16 protein-coding genes are annotated in these 18,656 nt (G+C 55.2%); 2 read left to right on the top strand and 14 right to left on the bottom strand.

Annotation, left to right across the window (positions count from 1 at the left end):
- Position 1: 1 nt before the first annotated feature.
- Entirely contained in the window at positions 2-781 is a 780-nt protein-coding gene (gene cmoM / locus SPH27_RS06885) for a tRNA uridine 5-oxyacetic acid(34) methyltransferase CmoM (protein WP_023311004.1), read from the bottom strand.
- Positions 782-905: 124 nt separating this feature from the next.
- Here cmoM and elyC point away from each other — a divergent pair, with 124 nt between their 5' ends.
- The gene (gene elyC, locus SPH27_RS06890) at positions 906-1,685 is read left to right on the top strand and encodes an envelope biogenesis factor ElyC (protein WP_182071699.1); all 780 of its coding nucleotides are present in this window, start codon (positions 906-908) and stop codon (positions 1,683-1,685) included.
- On the opposite strand, the gene SPH27_RS06895 is transcribed toward elyC, so the two are convergent.
- The 13 genes from SPH27_RS06895 to SPH27_RS06955 all read right to left on the bottom strand — a co-directional run bounded on the left by SPH27_RS06895 (position 1,662) and on the right by SPH27_RS06955 (position 16,589).
- Complete coding sequence (locus SPH27_RS06895; RefSeq protein WP_047651301.1) at positions 1,662-2,555, bottom strand: YcbJ family phosphotransferase; 894 nt, start codon at positions 2,553-2,555, stop codon at positions 1,662-1,664. The two genes, elyC and SPH27_RS06895, sit on opposite strands and share 24 nt — an antisense overlap.
- A 142-nt stretch (positions 2,556-2,697) precedes the next feature.
- The gene (gene kdsB / locus SPH27_RS06900; RefSeq protein ID WP_182071700.1) at positions 2,698-3,444 is read right to left on the bottom strand and encodes a 3-deoxy-manno-octulosonate cytidylyltransferase; all 747 of its coding nucleotides are present in this window, start codon (positions 3,442-3,444) and stop codon (positions 2,698-2,700) included.
- A complete protein-coding gene (gene ycaR / locus SPH27_RS06905; protein WP_006174474.1) occupies positions 3,441-3,623 on the bottom strand; it encodes a protein YcaR in 183 nt (60 codons plus the stop codon). The genes kdsB and ycaR overlap by 4 nt, the downstream gene beginning before the upstream one ends.
- Positions 3,624-3,668: 45 nt before the next feature.
- Positions 3,669-4,898 carry a winged helix-turn-helix domain-containing protein gene (locus tag SPH27_RS06910; protein WP_048979727.1) on the bottom strand — a complete coding sequence of 410 codons (1,230 nt, stop codon included), beginning with the start codon at positions 4,896-4,898 and terminating at the stop codon, positions 3,669-3,671.
- Positions 4,899-4,942: 44 nt separating this feature from the next.
- Entirely contained in the window at positions 4,943-5,920 is a 978-nt protein-coding gene (gene lpxK, locus SPH27_RS06915) for a tetraacyldisaccharide 4'-kinase (protein WP_048979725.1), read from the bottom strand.
- A complete protein-coding gene (gene msbA, locus SPH27_RS06920; RefSeq protein WP_033145094.1) occupies positions 5,917-7,665 on the bottom strand; it encodes a lipid A ABC transporter ATP-binding protein/permease MsbA in 1,749 nt (582 codons plus the stop codon). Before msbA ends, lpxK begins: the two co-directional genes overlap by 4 nt.
- A 36-nt stretch (positions 7,666-7,701) precedes the next feature.
- Entirely contained in the window at positions 7,702-9,966 is a 2,265-nt protein-coding gene (locus SPH27_RS06925) for a ComEC family protein (RefSeq protein WP_182071701.1), read from the bottom strand.
- Positions 9,967-10,180: 214 nt separating this feature from the next.
- On the bottom strand, positions 10,181-10,468 hold the full coding sequence (gene ihfB / locus SPH27_RS06930) for an integration host factor subunit beta (RefSeq protein WP_008499965.1): 288 nt from the start codon (positions 10,466-10,468) through the stop codon (positions 10,181-10,183).
- A gap of 170 nt (positions 10,469-10,638) precedes the next feature.
- On the bottom strand, positions 10,639-12,312 hold the full coding sequence (gene rpsA / locus SPH27_RS06935) for a 30S ribosomal protein S1 (protein ID WP_014169387.1): 1,674 nt from the start codon (positions 12,310-12,312) through the stop codon (positions 10,639-10,641).
- A 111-nt stretch (positions 12,313-12,423) separates the two neighbouring features.
- Positions 12,424-13,107, bottom strand: a complete 684-nt coding sequence (cmk, locus tag SPH27_RS06940) for a (d)CMP kinase (protein WP_013097305.1) — start codon at positions 13,105-13,107, stop codon at positions 12,424-12,426.
- Positions 13,108-13,292: 185 nt separating this feature from the next.
- Positions 13,293-14,576 (bottom strand): 3-phosphoshikimate 1-carboxyvinyltransferase, encoded by a 1,284-nt coding sequence (aroA, locus tag SPH27_RS06945; RefSeq protein ID WP_182071702.1) that lies wholly within the window; start codon positions 14,574-14,576, stop codon positions 13,293-13,295.
- 69 nt (positions 14,577-14,645) lie between these two features.
- Positions 14,646-15,734: a 3-phosphoserine/phosphohydroxythreonine transaminase gene (serC, locus tag SPH27_RS06950; protein ID WP_029739497.1), complete on the bottom strand. Its 1,089-nt coding sequence runs from the start codon at positions 15,732-15,734 to the stop codon at positions 14,646-14,648.
- Positions 15,735-15,896: 162 nt separating this feature from the next.
- A complete protein-coding gene (locus tag SPH27_RS06955) occupies positions 15,897-16,589 on the bottom strand; it encodes a DUF421 domain-containing protein (RefSeq protein WP_023310994.1) in 693 nt (230 codons plus the stop codon).
- A gap of 127 nt (positions 16,590-16,716) precedes the next feature.
- Between SPH27_RS06955 and ycaO the strand changes: the two genes are divergently transcribed.
- Positions 16,717-18,477 carry a 30S ribosomal protein S12 methylthiotransferase accessory factor YcaO gene (gene ycaO / locus SPH27_RS06960; protein WP_033145089.1) on the top strand — a complete coding sequence of 587 codons (1,761 nt, stop codon included), beginning with the start codon at positions 16,717-16,719 and terminating at the stop codon, positions 18,475-18,477.
- Positions 18,478-18,656 lie beyond the last annotated feature (179 nt).

An 18,656-nucleotide genomic window follows, 5' to 3' on the forward strand; every position in this document is an offset into this window, starting at 1 on the left:
GTTATCCTTGCATCTGCGGCTTGTGCGCGGTGACGTGAATATAGCGGCCAAGGCTGATAAAAGGCTCCTGACGGCAATACCGCGTTTCTAATTCTGTTAAGGTGTCAAAACAGTCACGCTGTTTGTGTTTTTCACGCAGATAATCATGAAACACCCTGACGCCCGTCTTCCCGACGATCTGCCAGCCAATCGCTTCCAGCCAGCCATAAACCTGCTGTGGATCGCGCGGATAGTCCGGGGAAAGCGTGCGCTTTTTCTTTTTGGGCATCCCGACCTGCACATAGTCGAAGTTTCCTGCAACCATGTTGTGCATCAGGAAGCCGTTAGCATTGTAGAACATCAGCGACAGCGTGCCGCCCGGGCGCAACATAGACCACAGGGTTTGTAACACGCTTTGCGGATCGGCAACCCACTCCAGCACCGCATGAAACAATATCAGATCAACCTGTGTTTCCAAATGCTGTGCGATGTCCTGAGCGGCGCATTGTATAAAATGCATGTTGTCGCTCACACCTTTCTCTTCTGCAGCACGCGTCGCGCGGGCGACCATTTCAGCAGAAAGATCGCAAAGCGTGACGTGATGACCGCGCTCGGCCATTTTTATCGCCGTCTGCCCTTCACCGCCACCGGCGTCCAGCACGCGCAACGTTTGACCACCAAAGGTAGCCAGAATGGTGTCCAGATCCTGCCAGAGGATCGTCTGACGGAGCTGACCTTTCGTGGTGCCATAAATGTTGCGCGAAAACTTTTCCGCGATGTCATCAAAATTGCGATCCCGCATTGGGAGAGTTCCACTCGCTAACTGCAAAACCGCTATTTTGTCACACCCGCGCGGAGAATGAACCTCTCTGGTGTAATATCACGGGTAATCACCTGCTATATGGTCAAAAAAGGAACCAAAAAGGATGCTTTTTACCCTTAAGAAATACATTGGAGGGATGATGCTTCCCCTTCCGCTGCTGCTCATCACCATCGCGCTGGGGCTGGCGCTGGTGTGGCTCAGTCGCTTTCAGAAGAGTGGCAAAACGCTTATCTCGCTCGGCTGGTTTGTCCTGCTGCTGTTGAGCCTGCAGCCGGTCGCGGATGGTCTGCTACGCCCCATCGAAAACAAATACCCAACATGGCAGGGAAATCAGAAAGTGGCGTACATCGTGGTGCTGGGCGGCGGATATACCTGGGATCCTGACTGGGCCCCCAGTTCAAACCTGATCAACAACAGCCTGCCGCGGCTAAACGAAGGCATTCGCCTCTGGCTGGCGAACCCGGGTTCAAAAATGATCTTCACCGGCGCGGCGGCCAAAACGAACCCGGTAAGTACGGCTGAAGCGGGTGCCAGGGTCGCAGAATCACTCGGCGTGCCGCGTTCCTCGATTATCACTCTGGACAGTCCAAAAGATACCGAAGAAGAGGCTGCCGCAGTGAAGCAGGCAATTGGCGATGTCCCGTTCTTACTGGTGACCTCCGCCTCACACCTGCCCCGCGCGATGATTTTCTTCCAGAAGCAAGGCCTGCACCCGCTTCCCGCACCGGCAAACCAGATGGCCATCGACGCGCCGCTCAACCCGTGGGAACGGGCGATCCCATCCCCGGCCTGGCTGATGCATAGCGATCGCGTCGGTTATGAGACGCTCGGGCGCCTCTGGCAGTGGCTGAAAGGATCGTCAGGCGAGCCAGGGCAGGAGTGATTTTGTTGCCAGATCGAAATTTGCGCGATTAAAACGTCCGGTGTTAACCAACTGCGCGACTTCGTCCCAGAGCAGGTAAAGCCAGCGCCGCCAGAGAAACGCTTCTGCAACGGGCGCGCGTTGAAGGTAGTGCCACAGTAGACCTTCCGCCGCCCCGCTGTCGCTGAGCCTGAACAGCTCGTATTCGCGCGGAGCCCAGAGCATGATCCCCGGCCCAAGCATCGCCAGAAGCTGATCGCTGCGGGAGTCCTTGAGCATGCTGCGCAGGGTGAAATTACCGTGAATCAGCACGCAGTTGTCATTAAAACCGTCGAATAGCGCCGGTAAGCACTCGCGGGTGCGAAACAGAATACGTTTGTCCTGCATGGTTAAACCGGTATTGCTGAACTGGTTAAGCGTTCCCCACAGCACTTCCACCCGCTGGCGATACCACAGCGGCCACAGGTTTTCCTGAGTGCTGTCGACCGGACCGACAAGCCCGCGGCTATCCTGACGGTGCCAGGCCAGTAGCGCCTCGACAATCTGGTCTTTTAACTGCTCCCAGCGTTCCGGCGTGCGCGCGGGCGCTTCAACGGGCACGCCGCGTAAACGCTCAATCAGCAGCACGTCCGGGCCGGGGTGTTCCTCGTGGGTCATCACGCCGTACACCGTCGGCATACGGACGGTTCCCTCCCGCGCCAGCATCGACATTTTCCATGCCAGCTGCCTGGCAACGCCCGGCGAGGTGAAACTTCTGGCCATCAGCGGCATTGGGTTGCCCTGACTGTCATACAACGACCAAAGCGCGGTATCGGCCTTTTCACTCACGCATTCGACCCGGCTTAATTTCTCACCCAGCAGATGGCTAAGTTCGGCACGCAGCTGTTCCATATGAGATTACCCCCATTAAGACTACTGCTTTTATAATGAGCGTCCTGAAGGGAGATGTCACCCGGAAGAGAACAATTAGGAAAAAGAAAGGGGAATTAGCGAGGGAGAGAACATCCCTCCGACAGGAGGGATGCAGGCGGGATTAGCGCAACTCGGCGCGAACGCGCTCAAGATCTTCCGGCGTATCAACGCCCGTTCCAGGCACTTTGCTGGCAACGGCAACGTGAATTTTTTCGCCGTACCAGAGCACGCGAAGCTGCTCCAGCATTTCGATCTGCTCCAGCGGACTCGGCGCCCAGGTAACATATCGACGAATAAAACCGGCCCGATAGCCGTAGATCCCGATATGACGCAGGAAAGTATCACCGATTGTCTCTTTAGAGAGCGCAAAGCGATCGCGATCCCACGGGATGGTGGCGCGTGAGAAATAGAGCGCATAGCCTTCGGCATCCATGACCACCTTCACCGCATTCGGATTGAATGCCTCTTCAGCGTGGTGAATGGGCACCGCGAGCGTCGCCATACCGACCTGACGCTGAGCCAGGTTTTCTGCCACCTGACGGATAATCACCGCCGGGATCATCGGCTCGTCACCCTGCACGTTCACGATGACCGTATCATCACTGAAGCCACATTTCTCAACCACTTCCGCCAGACGCTCGGTGCCGGACTGGTGATCGGCGCGGGTCATGCATACCTCACCGCCTGCCGCCTCAACCGCACGGGCGACGTCAGGATGATCGGTAGCAACAATCACGCGATCGGCACCGGATTCACGCGCACGCTCAAGGACATGCACAATCATCGGCTTGCCGTTGATATCCACCAGCGGTTTACCCGGCAGACGCGTTGAGGCATAACGCGCAGGAATAATGACAACAAAACTCATGGTTTGCTCTCTTCTGCCACCAGGGAACGAGCTTCATTTTCCAGCAGTACCGGAATGCCGTCACGCAGCGGGAAAGCCAGGCTGTCCAGCTTGCAGATCAGCTCCTGTTTGTCCTGGCTGTAGTAGAGTTTGCCGTTGCATACCGGGCAGGCAATAATTTCAAGTAAACGGTGATCCATAGTTCCTCCGTATGGGTAATCGCTAAAGCTTAACACATTCCCTTTTCAGGGAGTGCCTGTTTCCCAGCCACTTCGACAGGATGTAAACAGTCCGTCGGGCATCCGGCCCAGCGTCACGTCGCAGGCACCCTGCCAGCGCGCGAATTCGCTAATGGCGAACGTTAACCCTTTTTCCAGGCTCGCCGTCACCCTGACACCCTCTTCCAGATAAAGCGCAATAATTTCAAGCGTGCCTGTCTTGCGGTGCATTTTGGCGTCCATACGCCCGACCAGTTGCCCCTTATGCAGCAGCGGGAGAACAAAGTAACCATACTGGCGCTTTGGCGCTGGGGTATAACATTCCAGCCGGTAGCTAAAATCGAACAGCTGCTCGGCACGTTTTCTGTCCCAGACGACCGGGTCGAAAGGCGACAACACCGCACTGTGGGTTGCCTGAAGTTTCCCCTCCTGGGCCAGAGGCAGTAGCGGGAGGAGATCCGCATGCAGCCACATTTCGCCCAGCGTTTCCACCGTGACGGGGATGATGCGCTGTTCGCGTTGCCAGATATCCAGCAGCGGTTTCAGCGCGGGCTGGCGAAGGCGATAATAATCAGCCAGCCATTGCGGGCGGAAAATTCCCAGGCTGCGGGCGCTGTTTTCGAGCATGATAGCCTCGGCCGCCTCCTGGGTAAGCAGGTCACGCTCGTCGTCCCAGTGCGGCATCACGCGATGCGTCAGGTCGTAGACGCGCTGAAAATTACGCCGCTCAATCACCATGACTTTGCCAGAGGTAAACAGCCCTTCGAGATGACGTTTATGCGGCTTCCACTCCCACCAGCCGCTGGTGCCTTTGCGCGGGTGTTCAAAATCGGCGGAGCGTACGGGACCGTTTTCCTGAATATGCGCGATAAGCTGCTCAATTTCGGCAGCATGTTCCAGCATCCACGCCTGACGGTATTTCCAGCCCATCTTTTGAGGGGCAAGCATACGGTGGCGAACCAGGGCAAAATCGCTGCGGGGCAGGAAGCAGGCTTCGTGCGCCCAGTACTCCATTAACTCCCCCTTGCTGAGCGCCTCATCCAGCCACTGCGAAGGATAATTTCCCAGTCGGCTAAACAGCACCAGGTAAGGGCTACGGGCCACAATGTTAATGGTGTCAATTTGAAGCAGCGACATGCGCTGGACGGTAGAGAGAATATCGGCAGGCTGCGCGCGGCGGCGGGGCTTTTTAAGCAGTCCCTGGGCGGCAAGATGTAAATGACGTGCGGCTGAAAGCGAGAGTTGCGGTAAAGACATGCGTTATCCTGTCAGTCAAAGCGCCACCAGAACCGCGTAAGCGTTTATTTCACCAACGCAATCAGTTCCTTGAGCAAACGTTCCGGCTGCTCGCCGCTGAGTTCAGCGTCAACCGGCAGATACCACCAGTTATCTTTCGCAAAGGCACGGCATTTTACCGCATCTTTTTCGGTCATGATCAGCGACTGCCCGGGTACGGTCAGGGCGTCTACCTCCCCTTCCACCAGCGCCTGGTGGTCGGCCAGCGGAACGCGTTTTTCCAGCCGGGCCCCACACTGTTCCAGCGTCGCGAAGAAGCGCGGGGGATGACCAATCCCCGCCATCGCCACCGGTGAAGGCAGCTCAGCAACTGACCGGCGTTCCCCCGTCACCAGGTTGATCGCCAGGCCTGGCTGCAGGTACATCGGGATTTCACCCGCGTTTGCCTCACCGCCGTTCACAATCACCGCATCAACGGACTTAAGACGCGAAGCTCGTTCGCGCATAGGCCCGGCCGGCAGCCACCAGCCGTTACCGAAGCGGCGAACCCCGTCGATGACCACAATTTCTTTATCACGCGCAAGGGCGTAATGCTGCAGGCCATCGTCAGTGATAATGATTTGTACCGCGTGTTCGGCAAGCAGTGCCTGAACGGCGTCGCTGCGCACCGGGGAGACCGCAACCGGCGCGCCGGTACGCTGGAAAATCAATACCGGCTCATCACCCGCTTCGGCAGTCGTGGTTTCCGCCGTCAGCAGCAGCGGATAACGCGCCGCTTTACCACCATATCCGCGCGATACCACCCCCGGGCGGATACCGCGTTTTTGCAATTGCTCCACCAGCCAGATCACCACCGGCGTTTTACCGTTGCCGCCCGCCGTAAGATTCCCGACCACCACCACCGGAACCGGCGCGCGCCAGGCACGTTTCAGCCCCAGACGGTAAAGCAGACGGATAATGCCGCTCACCAGGCCGTATAGCCAGGAGAGCGGCAAAAGCAGCAGCCACAGCGGGGATTCACCGGACCAGATGCGTGCAATCATTCGCCAAACTGCATCTTATGAAGCTGGGCGTAAACGCCGCGGTGTTCCAGCAAATCAGCATGGCTTCCGCGTTCAACAATGATACCGTCCTCAACCACGACGATTTCGTCAGCCTGCTCGATAGTCGACAGACGGTGCGCAATCACCAGCGAGGTACGGTTCTTTTGCAGCTCATCCAGGGCAGACTGAATAGCGCGTTCAGATTCCGTATCCAGCGCGGAGGTAGCTTCGTCCAGGATCAGAATCGGGCTATCGCGCAGCAGCGCACGCGCAATGGCGATACGCTGACGCTGACCGCCGGAGAGCAGTACACCGTTCTCACCGATTATCGTATCCAGACCGTTATCCATCTTGTTGATAAAGTCCATTGCGTAGGCCATACGCGCGGCATTCTCAATCTGCTCACGGCTGTATTCATCCGTGCGCGCATACGCAATGTTGTTTGCCACAGTATCGTTGAACAGGTGCACGTTCTGGGAAACCAGCGCCACCTGGTTACGCAGCGACTGCAGGGTATACTCCCGCAGGTCATGACCGTCCAGGAGGATCTCACCTTCGTTAATATCATAGAAACGGGTGATCAGGCTGGCAATCGTCGATTTACCCGAGCCGGAACGGCCCACCAGCGCCACGGTTTTACCCGCCGGAATGGACAGGTTGATATTACGCAGCGCCGGCGTTTCACGTCCAGGATAGGCGAAAGTGACATTGCGGAATTCAACATCGCCACGGGCGCGCTCAATCTCGCGTGTCCCTTCGTCTTTTTCCTGTTCGGAATCCAGAATGCTGAACAGCGTCTGACAGGCGGCCATCCCGCGCTGGAACTGGGCGTTCACGTTCGTCAGGGATTTCAGCGGACGCATCAGGGCGATCATTGAGGAGAAGACCACGGTGATAGTACCCGCCGTCAGCGTCTCCATCACGCTAGGGAAACTTGCCGCATAGAGGACGAATGCCAGCGCCAGTGACGCAATCAGCTGAATAATCGGGTCAGAGATGGAAGAGGCCGAGACCATTTTCATCCCCTGCAGACGCATTTTATTGCTGACTTTATCAAAGCGTTTGGTTTCGACGTCCTGACCGCCAAAAATCAGAACTTCTTTATGCCCTTTCAGCATCTGTTCCGCGCTGGTCGTCACCTGCCCCATCGTGTTCTGCATATTCTTACTGATATTGCGGAAGCGCTTTGAGACGACGCGGATAGCAATAGAAACTATCGGCGCCAGAACGATAAGGATGATCGACAGCTGCCAGCTGTAATAGAACATCATCGCGAACAGGCCGATGATTGACGCACCCTCACGCACAACGGTGATCAGTGCGCTCGAGGACGAGGAGGCAACCTGCTCTGAGTCGTAGGTAATACGGGACAGCAGCGTCCCGGTAGACTGCTTGTCAAAGAACGAGACCGGCATGCCCATCATGTGGCTGAACAGGCGACGGCGCATGGTCATCACCACTTTCCCTGATACCCAGGAAATACAGTAGCTGGAGATATAGCTGGTGATGCCGCGTAAGATCATCAGTCCGATAACCACCAGAGGCATCCATAGCAACACTGAGCGATCCGTTTTACCAAAACCGTCGTCCAGTAACGGTTTGAGAAGCGATAGCATAAAAGTATCGCTGGCTGCGTTGAGGATTAACGCTACTCCCGCCACGATCAGGCCTGTTTTAAAGGGCGCAATCATCGGCCAGAGTCGGCGGAAGGTTTGCCACGTGGAGAGATCTTTGTCGTTATGCATTCAAAAAACCAGCATTCGTTGAAATAGCCGCATATTCTACCCGTTATCGACGGGCTCGCCAAACCACTGATGATACCAAACGGGTAAAAATTGCTCTCGCAAGCGCCGGATTTGCCAGTGATGTTGCGAGAATGTCACCGATATTTGTCCAGAATGAGGGGTATCGTGCCAGATATACCCCTCTTTTCGATAACGTCGAACAACTTTTGCCGACGGGAATCGCCATGCGTTATAGCGGGCCGCTGAATCCAGGGCGATCTGACCTTCCACCCGCTGTACCAGCGGCAATGACGACGAAGTATTGCTGCCATGATGGGGCACCTGTATAAGCGTGGACGTCAGATAACGCCAGTAATGGCTAAGCATAGCCTGTTCCGCTTGCGCTTCAATATCCCCCGTAAGCAGAACACTCTGCTCACCGTCGTCCACCTTGACCACGCAGGAATGGTTATTTCCCTGAGCCGGGTAATTTTCGGGGGGCCAGTGGACGGTGAAGGAGAGTCCCTGCCATTTCCATCTCTGCCCGCGAAAACAGGGGCGATGTCCCGCCTGGCGCAATGGGCTTCTTACCCACGCGTCAGGCCACGCTTTTTGCAACGATGCGAGTCCTCCCGCATGGTCGAGGTGCTCATGACTGAGAATAACGCCTTCAGGCCGCAGGTGATGCCAGCGAAGCCACGGGATGATCAACCGCTGCGCGCTGTCCCCGCCCGGCCAGGCGAGCCCGGTATCATAGAGAATGGCTTTTCCCTGCCGTTCAATGACCATCGCTAGCCCCTGTCCCACATCCAGCATATGCAGCGTCCAGCTCTCGCTTTTTTCCGTTCGCCACAGAGGAAATGTCAGTAAGGCACTTCCTGCAAGACAAACGGCAGGAAGGGTTTTCCAGGCACGAAAGCGCCAGCCGATGATGATAAGCCAGGGCAGTAATGTCATGTACTGCCAGCGTTGGTCGACATTTTGCCAGCCGTCAGGCAGGCGCATGAGGAGCCAGAACAGCCCCGCAAGTGATTTATCGGCTGCGAACCAGACGACGCTTTCAGGTGCCGCCAGCGGCAGCAGATGAAGCAGCATACCGAGCAGAATCAGCGGCACGGAGACAAACGTCACCAGGGGAACGGCAAAGAGATTCGCGACCAGAGAAGAAATGCTGAAGCCATGGAAAATCAAAACCTGTAACGGCATCAGCAGCATCAGCATGCCCACCTGCAGATAGATCAGGTTCAGCAGCGGCCGTAGACGTCGTGCCCTGCGCCAGCCAGGAAGAGGCAGCCACTGAAACCAGAAAATCAGCGCGGCGACGGCAAATGCAGATAAGAGCAGACTCTGCGAGAGTATGGCTAAGGGATCGCTTATCAGGATCGCCGCGATACAGCAGACCCACACCTGCCAGGGAGACCATTGTCGGGCAGCGATCCGCAACATTGCAAGCACAGCAAGCGCGATGACCGTTCGTAGCGCAGGCGGTTGAAGACCGGTAAGCCACGCGTAGAAAGCGGCAAAGCATAACCCGGCCAGAAGAGGCATTTGCCAGTGGATACGGTGGCTGGGTAATAAAAACTGTAGCCCACGTGCGAGTAACCAGGCGAGGGATGCCGCCAGCGCGATATGCAGTCCCGAAATCGCCATCAGATGCAGCGTCCCGGTTTCGCGCATCAGGTCTTGTATTTCCCAGGGCATATCCAGACGTTCACCCATTCCCAGTCCGAGGATAACCGCCCCCCATCGGTAAGCAGAAAGGCGGTTTTGCAGTGACATGAGATATTGCGCTCGCAGGCTGCAGCGTCCATCAACGAGTTCCGCACGGGTGAAACGCCCGCTCAGCGTTTGGTGGCGGGCAAAAGCGCTGCGCTGAGAATCATAACCGCCGTCGTTCAGCTCGCCGTGGGCAGGCCTGAGCCTGAGCGTCATGGTCCAGCGCTGACCGGCACACGCTTTCTGTGGCAGATAATTGCCATACAGCGTTATGCCGGTAGAGGCCCACCAGCGCTTGCCATCAACGCTAAGAATGTTTCCCTGATGCTGCGTTGCGCCATCTGTGGCGGCGATCGCTACCTCAGCCTGCACGGCCCCCGTGGTTAAATGCTGCATCGACCAGACGCTCTCCTTCGCAGCCAAAATACCCCACACGCAAAATAACAGCGTGATACCCGCATACTTCAGTCGTACGTTTCGCCGTGCGGCCAGCACGATCCCGCCAACAATCATTATCCACACGGTATGACGTGATGGCAGTTCAGGTAACCAGAGTAACGGGGCTATCGCCAGAATGGCGCAGATACTAAGCGCGGGAATTCCCATTGCTACCTCCCTGTTTCAGAGGGGCAGTATGTAATCAGGTAGAAGGAATTGTCAGATGGTAAGAATGCGTTTTACAGCGCGCGCTGTGCTGTTTTTATCGGTTTGCAGAAAACGAAACGGAAAATGCGGGGTATCTTCAGAATGAAAGCGACAGAGACAAAAAAAGCACCCGCAGGTGCTTTCTTTCGAACCCAGTTTAACCGACTGGCTAAACTCAGTTACCGTAAATATTGGCGCGATCGCGCAGTTCTTTACCCGGCTTAAAGTGTGGAACGTACTTACCTTCCAGCTCGACTTTATCGCCAGTTTTCGGGTTACGCCCGGTACGTGGAGCACGATAGTGCAGAGAAAAACTACCGAAACCGCGGATTTCAATGCGCTCGCCCTGGGCAAGAGTGGAGGCCATATGCTCCAGCATCTCTTTTACGGCATCTTCCACTGCCTTGGCAGGGATATGCGGTTGCTGACTGGCAAGTCTTTCAATCAATTCTGACTTGGTCATGATTCCTCCGGTTCCTTTCAAACCAATTAGCTGAACAGCTCATTAAACAAGGGCGGCCGTAGCCGCCCTTTGTTATTGATTACAGGACGAATCCTGCAATCTGTCAAGTTTGCTCCTCATCCTTCACGCTGTAAATGCGTTACAGCGCAAATGATGCTGAGAACCTGATATTACTCGCCTTTAGCTGCTTTGAAAGCTTCAGCCATTGCGTTGTTAGAGAAGTTTGCATCTTCCTGTTTGTTAACAGTTGCGATTGCATCTTTCTCATCAGCTTCGTCTTTAGCACGAACAGACAGGCTGATTGCACGGTTCTTACGGTCAACACCGGTGAACTTAGCTTCAACGTCGTCGCCTACGTTCAGAACCAGAGTGGCATCTTCAACGCGGTCACGTGAAGCTTCAGAAGCGCGCAGGTAGCCTTCAACGCCGTCAGCCAGTTCTACGGTTGCGCCTTTAGCGTCAACTGCAGTCACTTTACCGTTTACGATTGCGCCTTTCTTGTTCAGTGCAACCCAGTTGTTGAACGGATCTTCTGCGAGCTGTTTAACGCCCAGGGAGATACGCTCACGCTCTGCGTCAACCTGCAGAACAACTGCAGCGATTTCGTCGCCTTTTTTGTATTCACGAACTGCTTCTTCGCCTGCAACGTTCCAGGAGATGTCAGACAGGTGAACCAGGCCATCGATGCCGCCGTCCAGGCCGATGAAGATACCGAAGTCAGTGATAGACTTGATTTTACCTTCAACACGGTCGCCCTTGTTGTGGGTTTCCGCGAACTGCTGCCATGGGTTGTTTTTGCACTGTTTCAGGCCCAGGGAGATACGACGACGTTCTTCGTCGATATCCAGAACCATCACTTCCACTACATCACCAACGTTAACAACTTTGGATGGGTGGATGTTTTTGTTGGTCCAGTCCATTTCGGAAACGTGCACCAGACCTTCAACGCCTTCTTCGATTTCAACGAAGCAGCCGTAGTCAGTCAGGTTGGTTACGCGACCAGTCAGTTTAGTACCTTCTGGGTAACGCTTAGCGATAGCTACCCATGGATCTTCGCCCAGCTGTTTCAGGCCGAGGGATACACGAGTACGCTCGCGGTCGAACTTCAGCACTTTAACAGTGATTTCGTCGCCCACGTTCACGATTTCGCTTGGGTGCTTAACGCGTTTCCACGCCATGTCGGTGATGTGCAGCAGGCCATCAACGCCGCCCAGGTCAACGAATGCGCCGTAGTCAGTGAGGTTCTTAACGATACCTTTGACTTCCATGCCTTCCTGCAGGTTTTCCAGCAGCTGATCGCGTTCTGCGCTGTTTTCGGATTCGATAACGGCACGACGGGAAACAACAACGTTGTTACGCTTCTGGTCCAGCTTGATTACTTTGAATTCAAGCTCTTTGCCTTCCAGGTGCAGAGTGTCACGAACTGGACGAACGTCTACCAGAGAACCTGGCAGGAACGCACGAATACCATTCAGCTCAACAGTGAAGCCACCTTTAACTTTGCCGTTGATAACACCGACCACAGTTTCAGCTTCTTCGTAAGCTTTTTCCAGCGTGATCCATGCTTCGTGACGTTTAGCTTTCTCACGAGAAAGCAGGGTTTCACCGAAGCCGTCTTCTACTGCGTCCAGAGCAACGTCAACTTCGTCACCTACCTGGATTTCCAGCTCGCCCTGGGCGTTTTTGAACTGCTCTGCCGGAATGGCGGACTCAGATTTCAGACCGGCGTCAACCAGTACTACGTCTTTGTCGATAGCAACAACAACACCGCGAACGATGGAACCCGGGCGGGTTTCGATTGTTTTTAAGGATTCTTCAAACAGTTGAGCAAAAGATTCAGTCATGTTTAATCTTCAGGTTAATATTAACGTCCACCTGGCTCCGTGCCGGATGGGGTTGTTTCACATACCCGCCGTCAATCCATTGCAGCGGGGGTACTGCTAAATCGGTCGCGATTACGCGAGTGCCAGTTTTTGGCGCGCATATTGTAGCGCTTTTTCAATCACTTGCTCAATAGTTAAACTGGTTGAATCCAGAACTAATGCATCTTCTGCAGGAACAAGTGGGGCGACGGCGCGGTTACGATCGCGGTCATCGCGCTCTTTTATCTCGGATAAAAGGCGATCAAAGTTAACACTAAACCCCTTTTCCTGCAACTGAAGCATGCGGCGTTGAGCACGTTCTTCCGAAGAGGCGTCAAGGAAAATTTTCACTGGCGCATCAGGGAATACCACCGTTCCCATATCGCGTCCGTCAGCGATCAGCCCCGGGGCTTCACGGAACGCGCGCTGACGACGTAACAGGGCCTCGCGAACGCGCGGGAACGCCGCGACCTGAGAGGCCGCATTAGCCACTTCCTGCGTACGGATTTCGCCGCTCACGTCTTCCCCTTCAAGGATGACTTCCAGGTTGCCATCGGTCGATACGAAACGCACATCCAGATGCGCAGCCAGCGGAACCAGCGCTTCTTCAGACGCGACATCCACATGGTGATGTAGCGCGGCCAGCGCCAGCACGCGATAGATTGCTCCCGAATCTAAAAGATGCCATTGCAATGCTTCCGCCATCGCTTTGCACAGAGTACCTTTCCCTGCGCCACTCGGCCCATCAATGGTGATTACCGGGGCAACTGCCGTCATCTTTTTCTCCTTAAATAAGGCATACCGTTTACATGAACGCCGCGCATTATACGCGCCAACGTGCGCAACTGTTACCTTTGCGTGCAAATTACGGAATGATTGAAGCAGAGTGTAGAAGAAATGAGCGGAGGTGTTCGTAATGAAGCGTAAGCAAATGCCGCATCGGGCGATGCGGCAATACGTTATCAGGCCAGCGTGCTAATGCGTGCCAGCTGTTCGAAGTAGTCCGGGAAGGTTTTCGCCGTACATTTCGGGTCAAGAATGGTGACAGGCGTGTCTGACAGCGCCACCAGCGAGAAGCACATCGCCATACGGTGATCGTTATAGGTGCCGATTTCCGCAAACTGCAGTTTTGCCGGAGGGGTCACACGAATGTAGTCTTCGCCCTCTTCCACCTCGGCACCGACTTTTCGCAGCTCTGTCGCCATTGCGAACAGGCGGTCCGTCTCTTTTACGCGCCAGTTGTAGATATTACGCAGCGTGGTCGTGCCTTTGGCAAACAGCGCCGCCGTGGCAATGGTCATCGCCGCATCCGGGATATGGTTCATGTCCATGTCGATGGCGTTCAGCTCGCCGTGGGTACAGGAGATGAAGTCATCGCCCCAGGTGACAATGGCACCCATTTTTTCCAGCACGTCCGCAAAACGGATGTCGCCCTGCACGCTGTTACGGCCAATACCGGTCACTTTTACCGTGCCGCCTTTAATCGCCCCCGCAGCCAGGAAGTAAGACGCGGATGACGCATCCCCTTCAACCAGGTAGTTGCCCGGAGACTGGTACTGCTGCGCCCCGCGCACCACGAAGCGCTGATAAGACTGATTTTCCACCTCAACGCCGAAGGTTTTCATCAGGTGCAGCGTGATATCAATGTACGGTTTGGAGACCAGCTCACCTTTAATGGTGATAACCGTATCCTGCGGTGCCAGCGGCGCGGTCATCAGCAGTGCCGTCAGGAACTGGCTGGAGACGCTGCCGTCCACCTCGACGTGACCGCCGGTAAAACCGCCGCGCAGACGCAGTGGCGGATAGTTTTCCTGCTCCAGATACTCAATCTGCGCGCCGCCCTGACGCAGAGCATCCACAAGGTGACCAATCGGACGCTCCTTCATGCGCGGCTCGCCGGTCAGCACAATGTTGTTGCTACCCAGACACAGGGCCGCCGCCAGCGGGCGCATCGCGGTACCGGCGTTGCCCAGAAACAGCTCAAGCTCTTCGCCCGAGCGCAGCGCGCCGCCGTTGCCGATCACTTCGCAGCGGGTACGATCGTCGGAGAGAGTGTAATGAACGCCCAACGCTTTCAGCGCATTGAGCATATGGCGCACGTCATCGCTGTCCAGCAGGTTTGTGAGGACGGTGGTGCCGTTTGCCAGAGCTGCCAGCAGCAGAGCGCGGTTCGAGACACTTTTTGAACCAGGCAGATTGATGGTGCCATCTACCCGCGCGATAGGTTGTAACGTCAGGGATTCCATGAAAACTAAACTCTCAACTCAACATAATAAAAACCCCGCAGGGACGCTGCGGGGGTGAAAAACAGCAAATTAACCGTGACGACGTTCGAAGTCGATCATGAAATCCGTCAGGGCCTTAACGCCTTCCAGCGGCATCGCGTTATAGATGGAGGCACGCATGCCGCCAACGACACGGTGACCTTTGAGCGCATGCAGACCTGCCGCGAAGGACTCTTCCAGGAACACTTTGTCCAGGCTGCTGTCCGCCAGCTGGAACGGCACGTTCATACGGGAACGGTTAGCTTTCGCCACATCGTTGCGGTAGAAATCGCTCTTGTCGATCACGCCATACAGCAGTTCAGCTTTCTGCTGATTGACCTTGTCCATCTGCGCCACGCCGCCGTTTTGCTTCAGCCATTTGAAGACCAGGCCGGAGAGATACCAGGCAAACGTTGGTGGGGTGTTGAACATCGAATCGTTATCGTTCAGCACGGTGTAATCGAGAATCGACGGACAGGATTTATGTGCTTTACCCAGCAGGTCTTCACGCACAACGACGATAGTCAAACCGGCCGGGCCGATATTTTTCTGCGCGCCCGCATAGATAACGCCGTAGCGGCTGACATCAATTGGCGCAGACAGAATGGTGGAGGAGAAGTCGGCGGCAACCACGACATCGCTACCGAAGTTTGGCGTCTCGTCGATGGCAATCCCGTCAATGGTTTCGTTCGGGCAGTAGTGCAGATACGCTGCGTTATCGGAAAGCTGCCACTCGCTCATTGGCTTCACGGCGCGCAGACCGTCAACGGTCACTTTGGCGTCGATAACATTCGGCGTGCAGTATTTATGCGCTTCTTTAACGGCGCTTGCCGCCCAGTAACCCGCGTCAACGTAGTCAGCCGTCGTTTTGTCGCCGAGGATATTCAGCGGAACGCCTGCAAACTGGCCACGTCCACCGCCGTGACAGAACAATACTTTGTAGTTCGAGGGAATATTCAGCAGATCGCGAAAATCCTTTTCTGCCTCTTCCGCCACCTGAATAAACTCTTTACCACGGTGGCTGATTTCCATCACCGACGTACCGAGACCGTTCCAGTCACAGAGTTCCTGTTGAGCCTGTTTAAGCACGTCTGCCGGTAACATCGCCGGACCTGAACTGAAATTAAAGACTTGAGCCATTTCCCCTCACCACGCTAAAAGCCATAAGTTATAACTGTGGATATCGGTTTTATCATTCAGTGACACGCGCCGCAATGTCTAAAACTTATGACCCGTGAAATGTGCCCCGCGTCACACAAAACAATCTGCCGCCTCGCCAGGACAAAACCGACAAAATGGCTGTCAGGTGATGCGTTTGGCCCGGCTAACCTTCGTCCATTCCGGATTTGCACAGCGGGGGCATAATTGGCGATCCCCCGGCTGCATCGCGACTACATGGCTACATCTTACGCAAGCATACTCGCCTGACTCAGGTACGGTTCTGAAACGCTCAATGAGCATATCCGGCAGAATACACAGTCCCGGCTTCACCTCGTCGTCAGAATAGTAATAGACGCTGATCTGCCCGTTGGTTTCCATGATCGCCAGACGCACCTGCCCGAGCTGTTCAACGCTGTTCAGGCGAAGCTCCATAAAGAACTCAAACTCGGTCATATTGGCGCTTTGTACATTTTCCCAGGCCAGCTGTCCGTCCTCGACGATAACGACCGGCTTCCCTTCAAGCAGATCTTCCAGCTTTTCGCTTTTCGACATCAGCCACATGACAAGGCGATAAAGTAGCGCCAGTGAGACAAAAACGATAAACACCGGCACCATCGGCACGTCGTCATAAAAGGCGACGTCACCCGCCGCCGAGCCCAGCGTAAGGATGATCAACACCTCAAAGAGCGACATCTGCCGCACGCCGCGGCGGCCGGTGATTTTAAGAAACAGGAAGACGAGGACGAAGGTATACAGGCTGCGCAGCGCCACTTCGCCCAGAAATTCAGGAGGAACTTTATCAAACGCCATCCGCTGGAGATCAAATGCTTTCATTTTTCTATGCCTTTACAGTCAGTTACTGCCACTAAGCATAGCCCAGCCTTTTATTTTCGCCGAAGATAGCACCCGTCACGCAAAACCCGTATCATTGCGCGCTTTACGTACGATAAAAGTGAACGCCATGACTCAAACGTTTATCCCCGGCAAAGACGCCGCTCTGGAAGATTCCATCGCTCGCTTCCAGCAGAAACTGACCGACCTGGGTTTTAACATCGAAGAAGCCTCCTGGCTCAATCCGGTACCTCACGTCTGGTCCGTGCATATTCGCGATAAAGACTGTGCCCTGTGCTTTACCAACGGTAAAGGCGCGACAAAAAAAGCGGCACTGGCCTCTGCGCTGGGTGAGTATTTTGAGCGTCTGTCCACCAACTATTTCTTCGCTGACTTCTGGCTGGGCGAAACCATCGCTAACGGCCCGTTCGTTCACTATCCAAATGAAAAATGGTTCCCGCTGACCGAAGATGACGAGCTGCCGGAAGGTATTCTCGACGCGCGCCTGCGTGCCTTCTACGATCCAGACAGCGAACTGACCGCCAGCATGCTGATCGATCTGCAGTCTGGCAATGAAGACCGTGGGATCTGCGCCCTGCCGTTCACCCGTCAGTCTGACGAGCAGACCGTATATATTCCGATGAACATCGTCGGCAACCTGTATGTGTCCAACGGTATGTCCGCCGGTAACACCCGCAATGAAGCACGCGTGCAGGGTCTGTCTGAAGTTTTCGAACGCCACATTAAAAACCGAATCATCGCTGAATCCATCAGCCTGCCTGAAATTCCGGCAGACGTGCTGGCGCGCTACCCGGGCGTAGTGGAGTCCATCGCTAAGCTGGAAGCAGAAGGTTTCCCGATCTTTGCCTATGACGGTTCGCTGGGCGGTAAGTATCCGGTTATCTGCGTAGTGCTGTTTAACCCGGCCAACGGTACCTGCTTCGCCTCATTCGGCGCGCACCCTGACTTCGGCGTGGCGCTGGAGCGTACCGTTACCGAGCTGCTGCAGGGCCGTAGCCTGAAAGATCTCGACGTCTTCACCCCGCCAACGTTTGACGATGAAGAAGTGGCCGAGCATACCAACCTTGAAACCCACTTCATCGACTCCAGCGGTTTAATTTCCTGGGATATGTTCAAGCAGGACGCCGACTATCCGTTCGTGGACTGGAGCTTTGCCGGTACCACGGAAGAAGAGTTCGCCACGCTGATGGCGATCTTCAACGCGGAAGATCGGGAAGTTTATATTGCCGACTACGAACACCTTGGCGTCTACGCGTGCCGCATTATTGTTCCAGGCATGTCCGACATCTACCCGGCTGAAGATCTGTGGCTGGCGAATAACAGCATGGGCGCGCACCTGCGCGAAACGCTGCTGGCTCTGCCGGGCAGCGAGTGGGAGAAAGAAGATTATCTGAACCTGATCGCCCAACTGGACGAAGAAGGCCACGATGACTTTACCCGCGTACGCGAACTGCTGGGCCTGGCGACCGGTAAAGACAACGGCTGGTATACCCTGCGCATCGGTGAGCTGAAAGCGATGCTGGCCCTGGCAGGTGGCGATTTGGATCAGGCCCTGGCCTGGACCGAGTGGACCATGGAATTCAACCAGTCGGTCTTCTCTGCCGAGCGCACCAATTATTACCGCTGCCTGCAAACCCTGCTGCTGCTGGCCCAGGAAGAGGATCGCGAGCCGCTGCAATACCTGAATGCTTTCGTGCGGATGTACGGAGCTGAGGCCGTAGAAGCAGCCAGTGCAGCCCTGAGCGGCGAAGAGCCCTTCTATGGCCTGCAGGCTGTTGATAGCGATCTGAAAGCCTTCCCGGCGCATCAGTCGCTGCTGAAGGCCTACGAAAAACTGCAGAAAGCAAAAGCCGCTTACTGGTCAAAATAAGCGCACATAACATTACCAGCTGTAGGCGTATTCAATCGTCTGGGCTATATTACGGGGCAATTTCATTGCCCCGTTTTTTATTTTCTTCGGCAATGACTGTTGATTGTAATAATAAAGTTAAACATGGGTAAATATAATAATATTTACCTGGGCTTTACTGTTACTTTTTATGGTAAATA

It is taken from the genome of Enterobacter sp. A103 (genome assembly GCF_034427535.1).
Lineage (GTDB): Bacteria > Pseudomonadota > Gammaproteobacteria > Enterobacterales > Enterobacteriaceae > Enterobacter > Enterobacter asburiae_B.

Excerpts from the sequence above, each read along its gene's own strand:
- msbA (WP_033145094.1), bottom strand. The coding sequence starts at position 7,665 with ATGCATAACGACAAAGATCTCTCCACGTGGCAAACCTTCCGCCGACTC.
- lpxK (WP_048979725.1), bottom strand. The coding sequence starts at position 5,920 with ATGATTGCACGCATCTGGTCCGGTGAATCCCCGCTGTGGCTGCTGCTT.
- ycaO (WP_033145089.1), top strand. The coding sequence starts at position 16,717 with ATGACTCAAACGTTTATCCCCGGCAAAGACGCCGCTCTGGAAGATTCC.
- elyC (WP_182071699.1), top strand. The coding sequence starts at position 906 with ATGCTTTTTACCCTTAAGAAATACATTGGAGGGATGATGCTTCCCCTT.
- cmk (WP_013097305.1), bottom strand. The coding sequence starts at position 13,107 with ATGACGGCAGTTGCCCCGGTAATCACCATTGATGGGCCGAGTGGCGCA.
- SPH27_RS06910 (WP_048979727.1), bottom strand. The coding sequence starts at position 4,898 with ATGTCTTTACCGCAACTCTCGCTTTCAGCCGCACGTCATTTACATCTT.
- aroA (WP_182071702.1), bottom strand. The coding sequence starts at position 14,576 with ATGGAATCCCTGACGTTACAACCTATCGCGCGGGTAGATGGCACCATC.
- SPH27_RS06925 (WP_182071701.1), bottom strand. The coding sequence starts at position 9,966 with ATGGGAATTCCCGCGCTTAGTATCTGCGCCATTCTGGCGATAGCCCCG.
- SPH27_RS06895 (WP_047651301.1), bottom strand. The coding sequence starts at position 2,555 with ATGGAACAGCTGCGTGCCGAACTTAGCCATCTGCTGGGTGAGAAATTA.
- cmoM (WP_023311004.1), bottom strand. The coding sequence starts at position 781 with ATGCGGGATCGCAATTTTGATGACATCGCGGAAAAGTTTTCGCGCAAC.
- rpsA (WP_014169387.1), bottom strand. The coding sequence starts at position 12,312 with ATGACTGAATCTTTTGCTCAACTGTTTGAAGAATCCTTAAAAACAATC.
- serC (WP_029739497.1), bottom strand. The coding sequence starts at position 15,734 with ATGGCTCAAGTCTTTAATTTCAGTTCAGGTCCGGCGATGTTACCGGCA.
- SPH27_RS06955 (WP_023310994.1), bottom strand. The coding sequence starts at position 16,589 with ATGAAAGCATTTGATCTCCAGCGGATGGCGTTTGATAAAGTTCCTCCT.
- ycaR (WP_006174474.1), bottom strand. The coding sequence starts at position 3,623 with ATGGATCACCGTTTACTTGAAATTATTGCCTGCCCGGTATGCAACGGC.
- kdsB (WP_182071700.1), bottom strand. The coding sequence starts at position 3,444 with ATGAGTTTTGTTGTCATTATTCCTGCGCGTTATGCCTCAACGCGTCTG.
- ihfB (WP_008499965.1), bottom strand. The coding sequence starts at position 10,468 with ATGACCAAGTCAGAATTGATTGAAAGACTTGCCAGTCAGCAACCGCAT.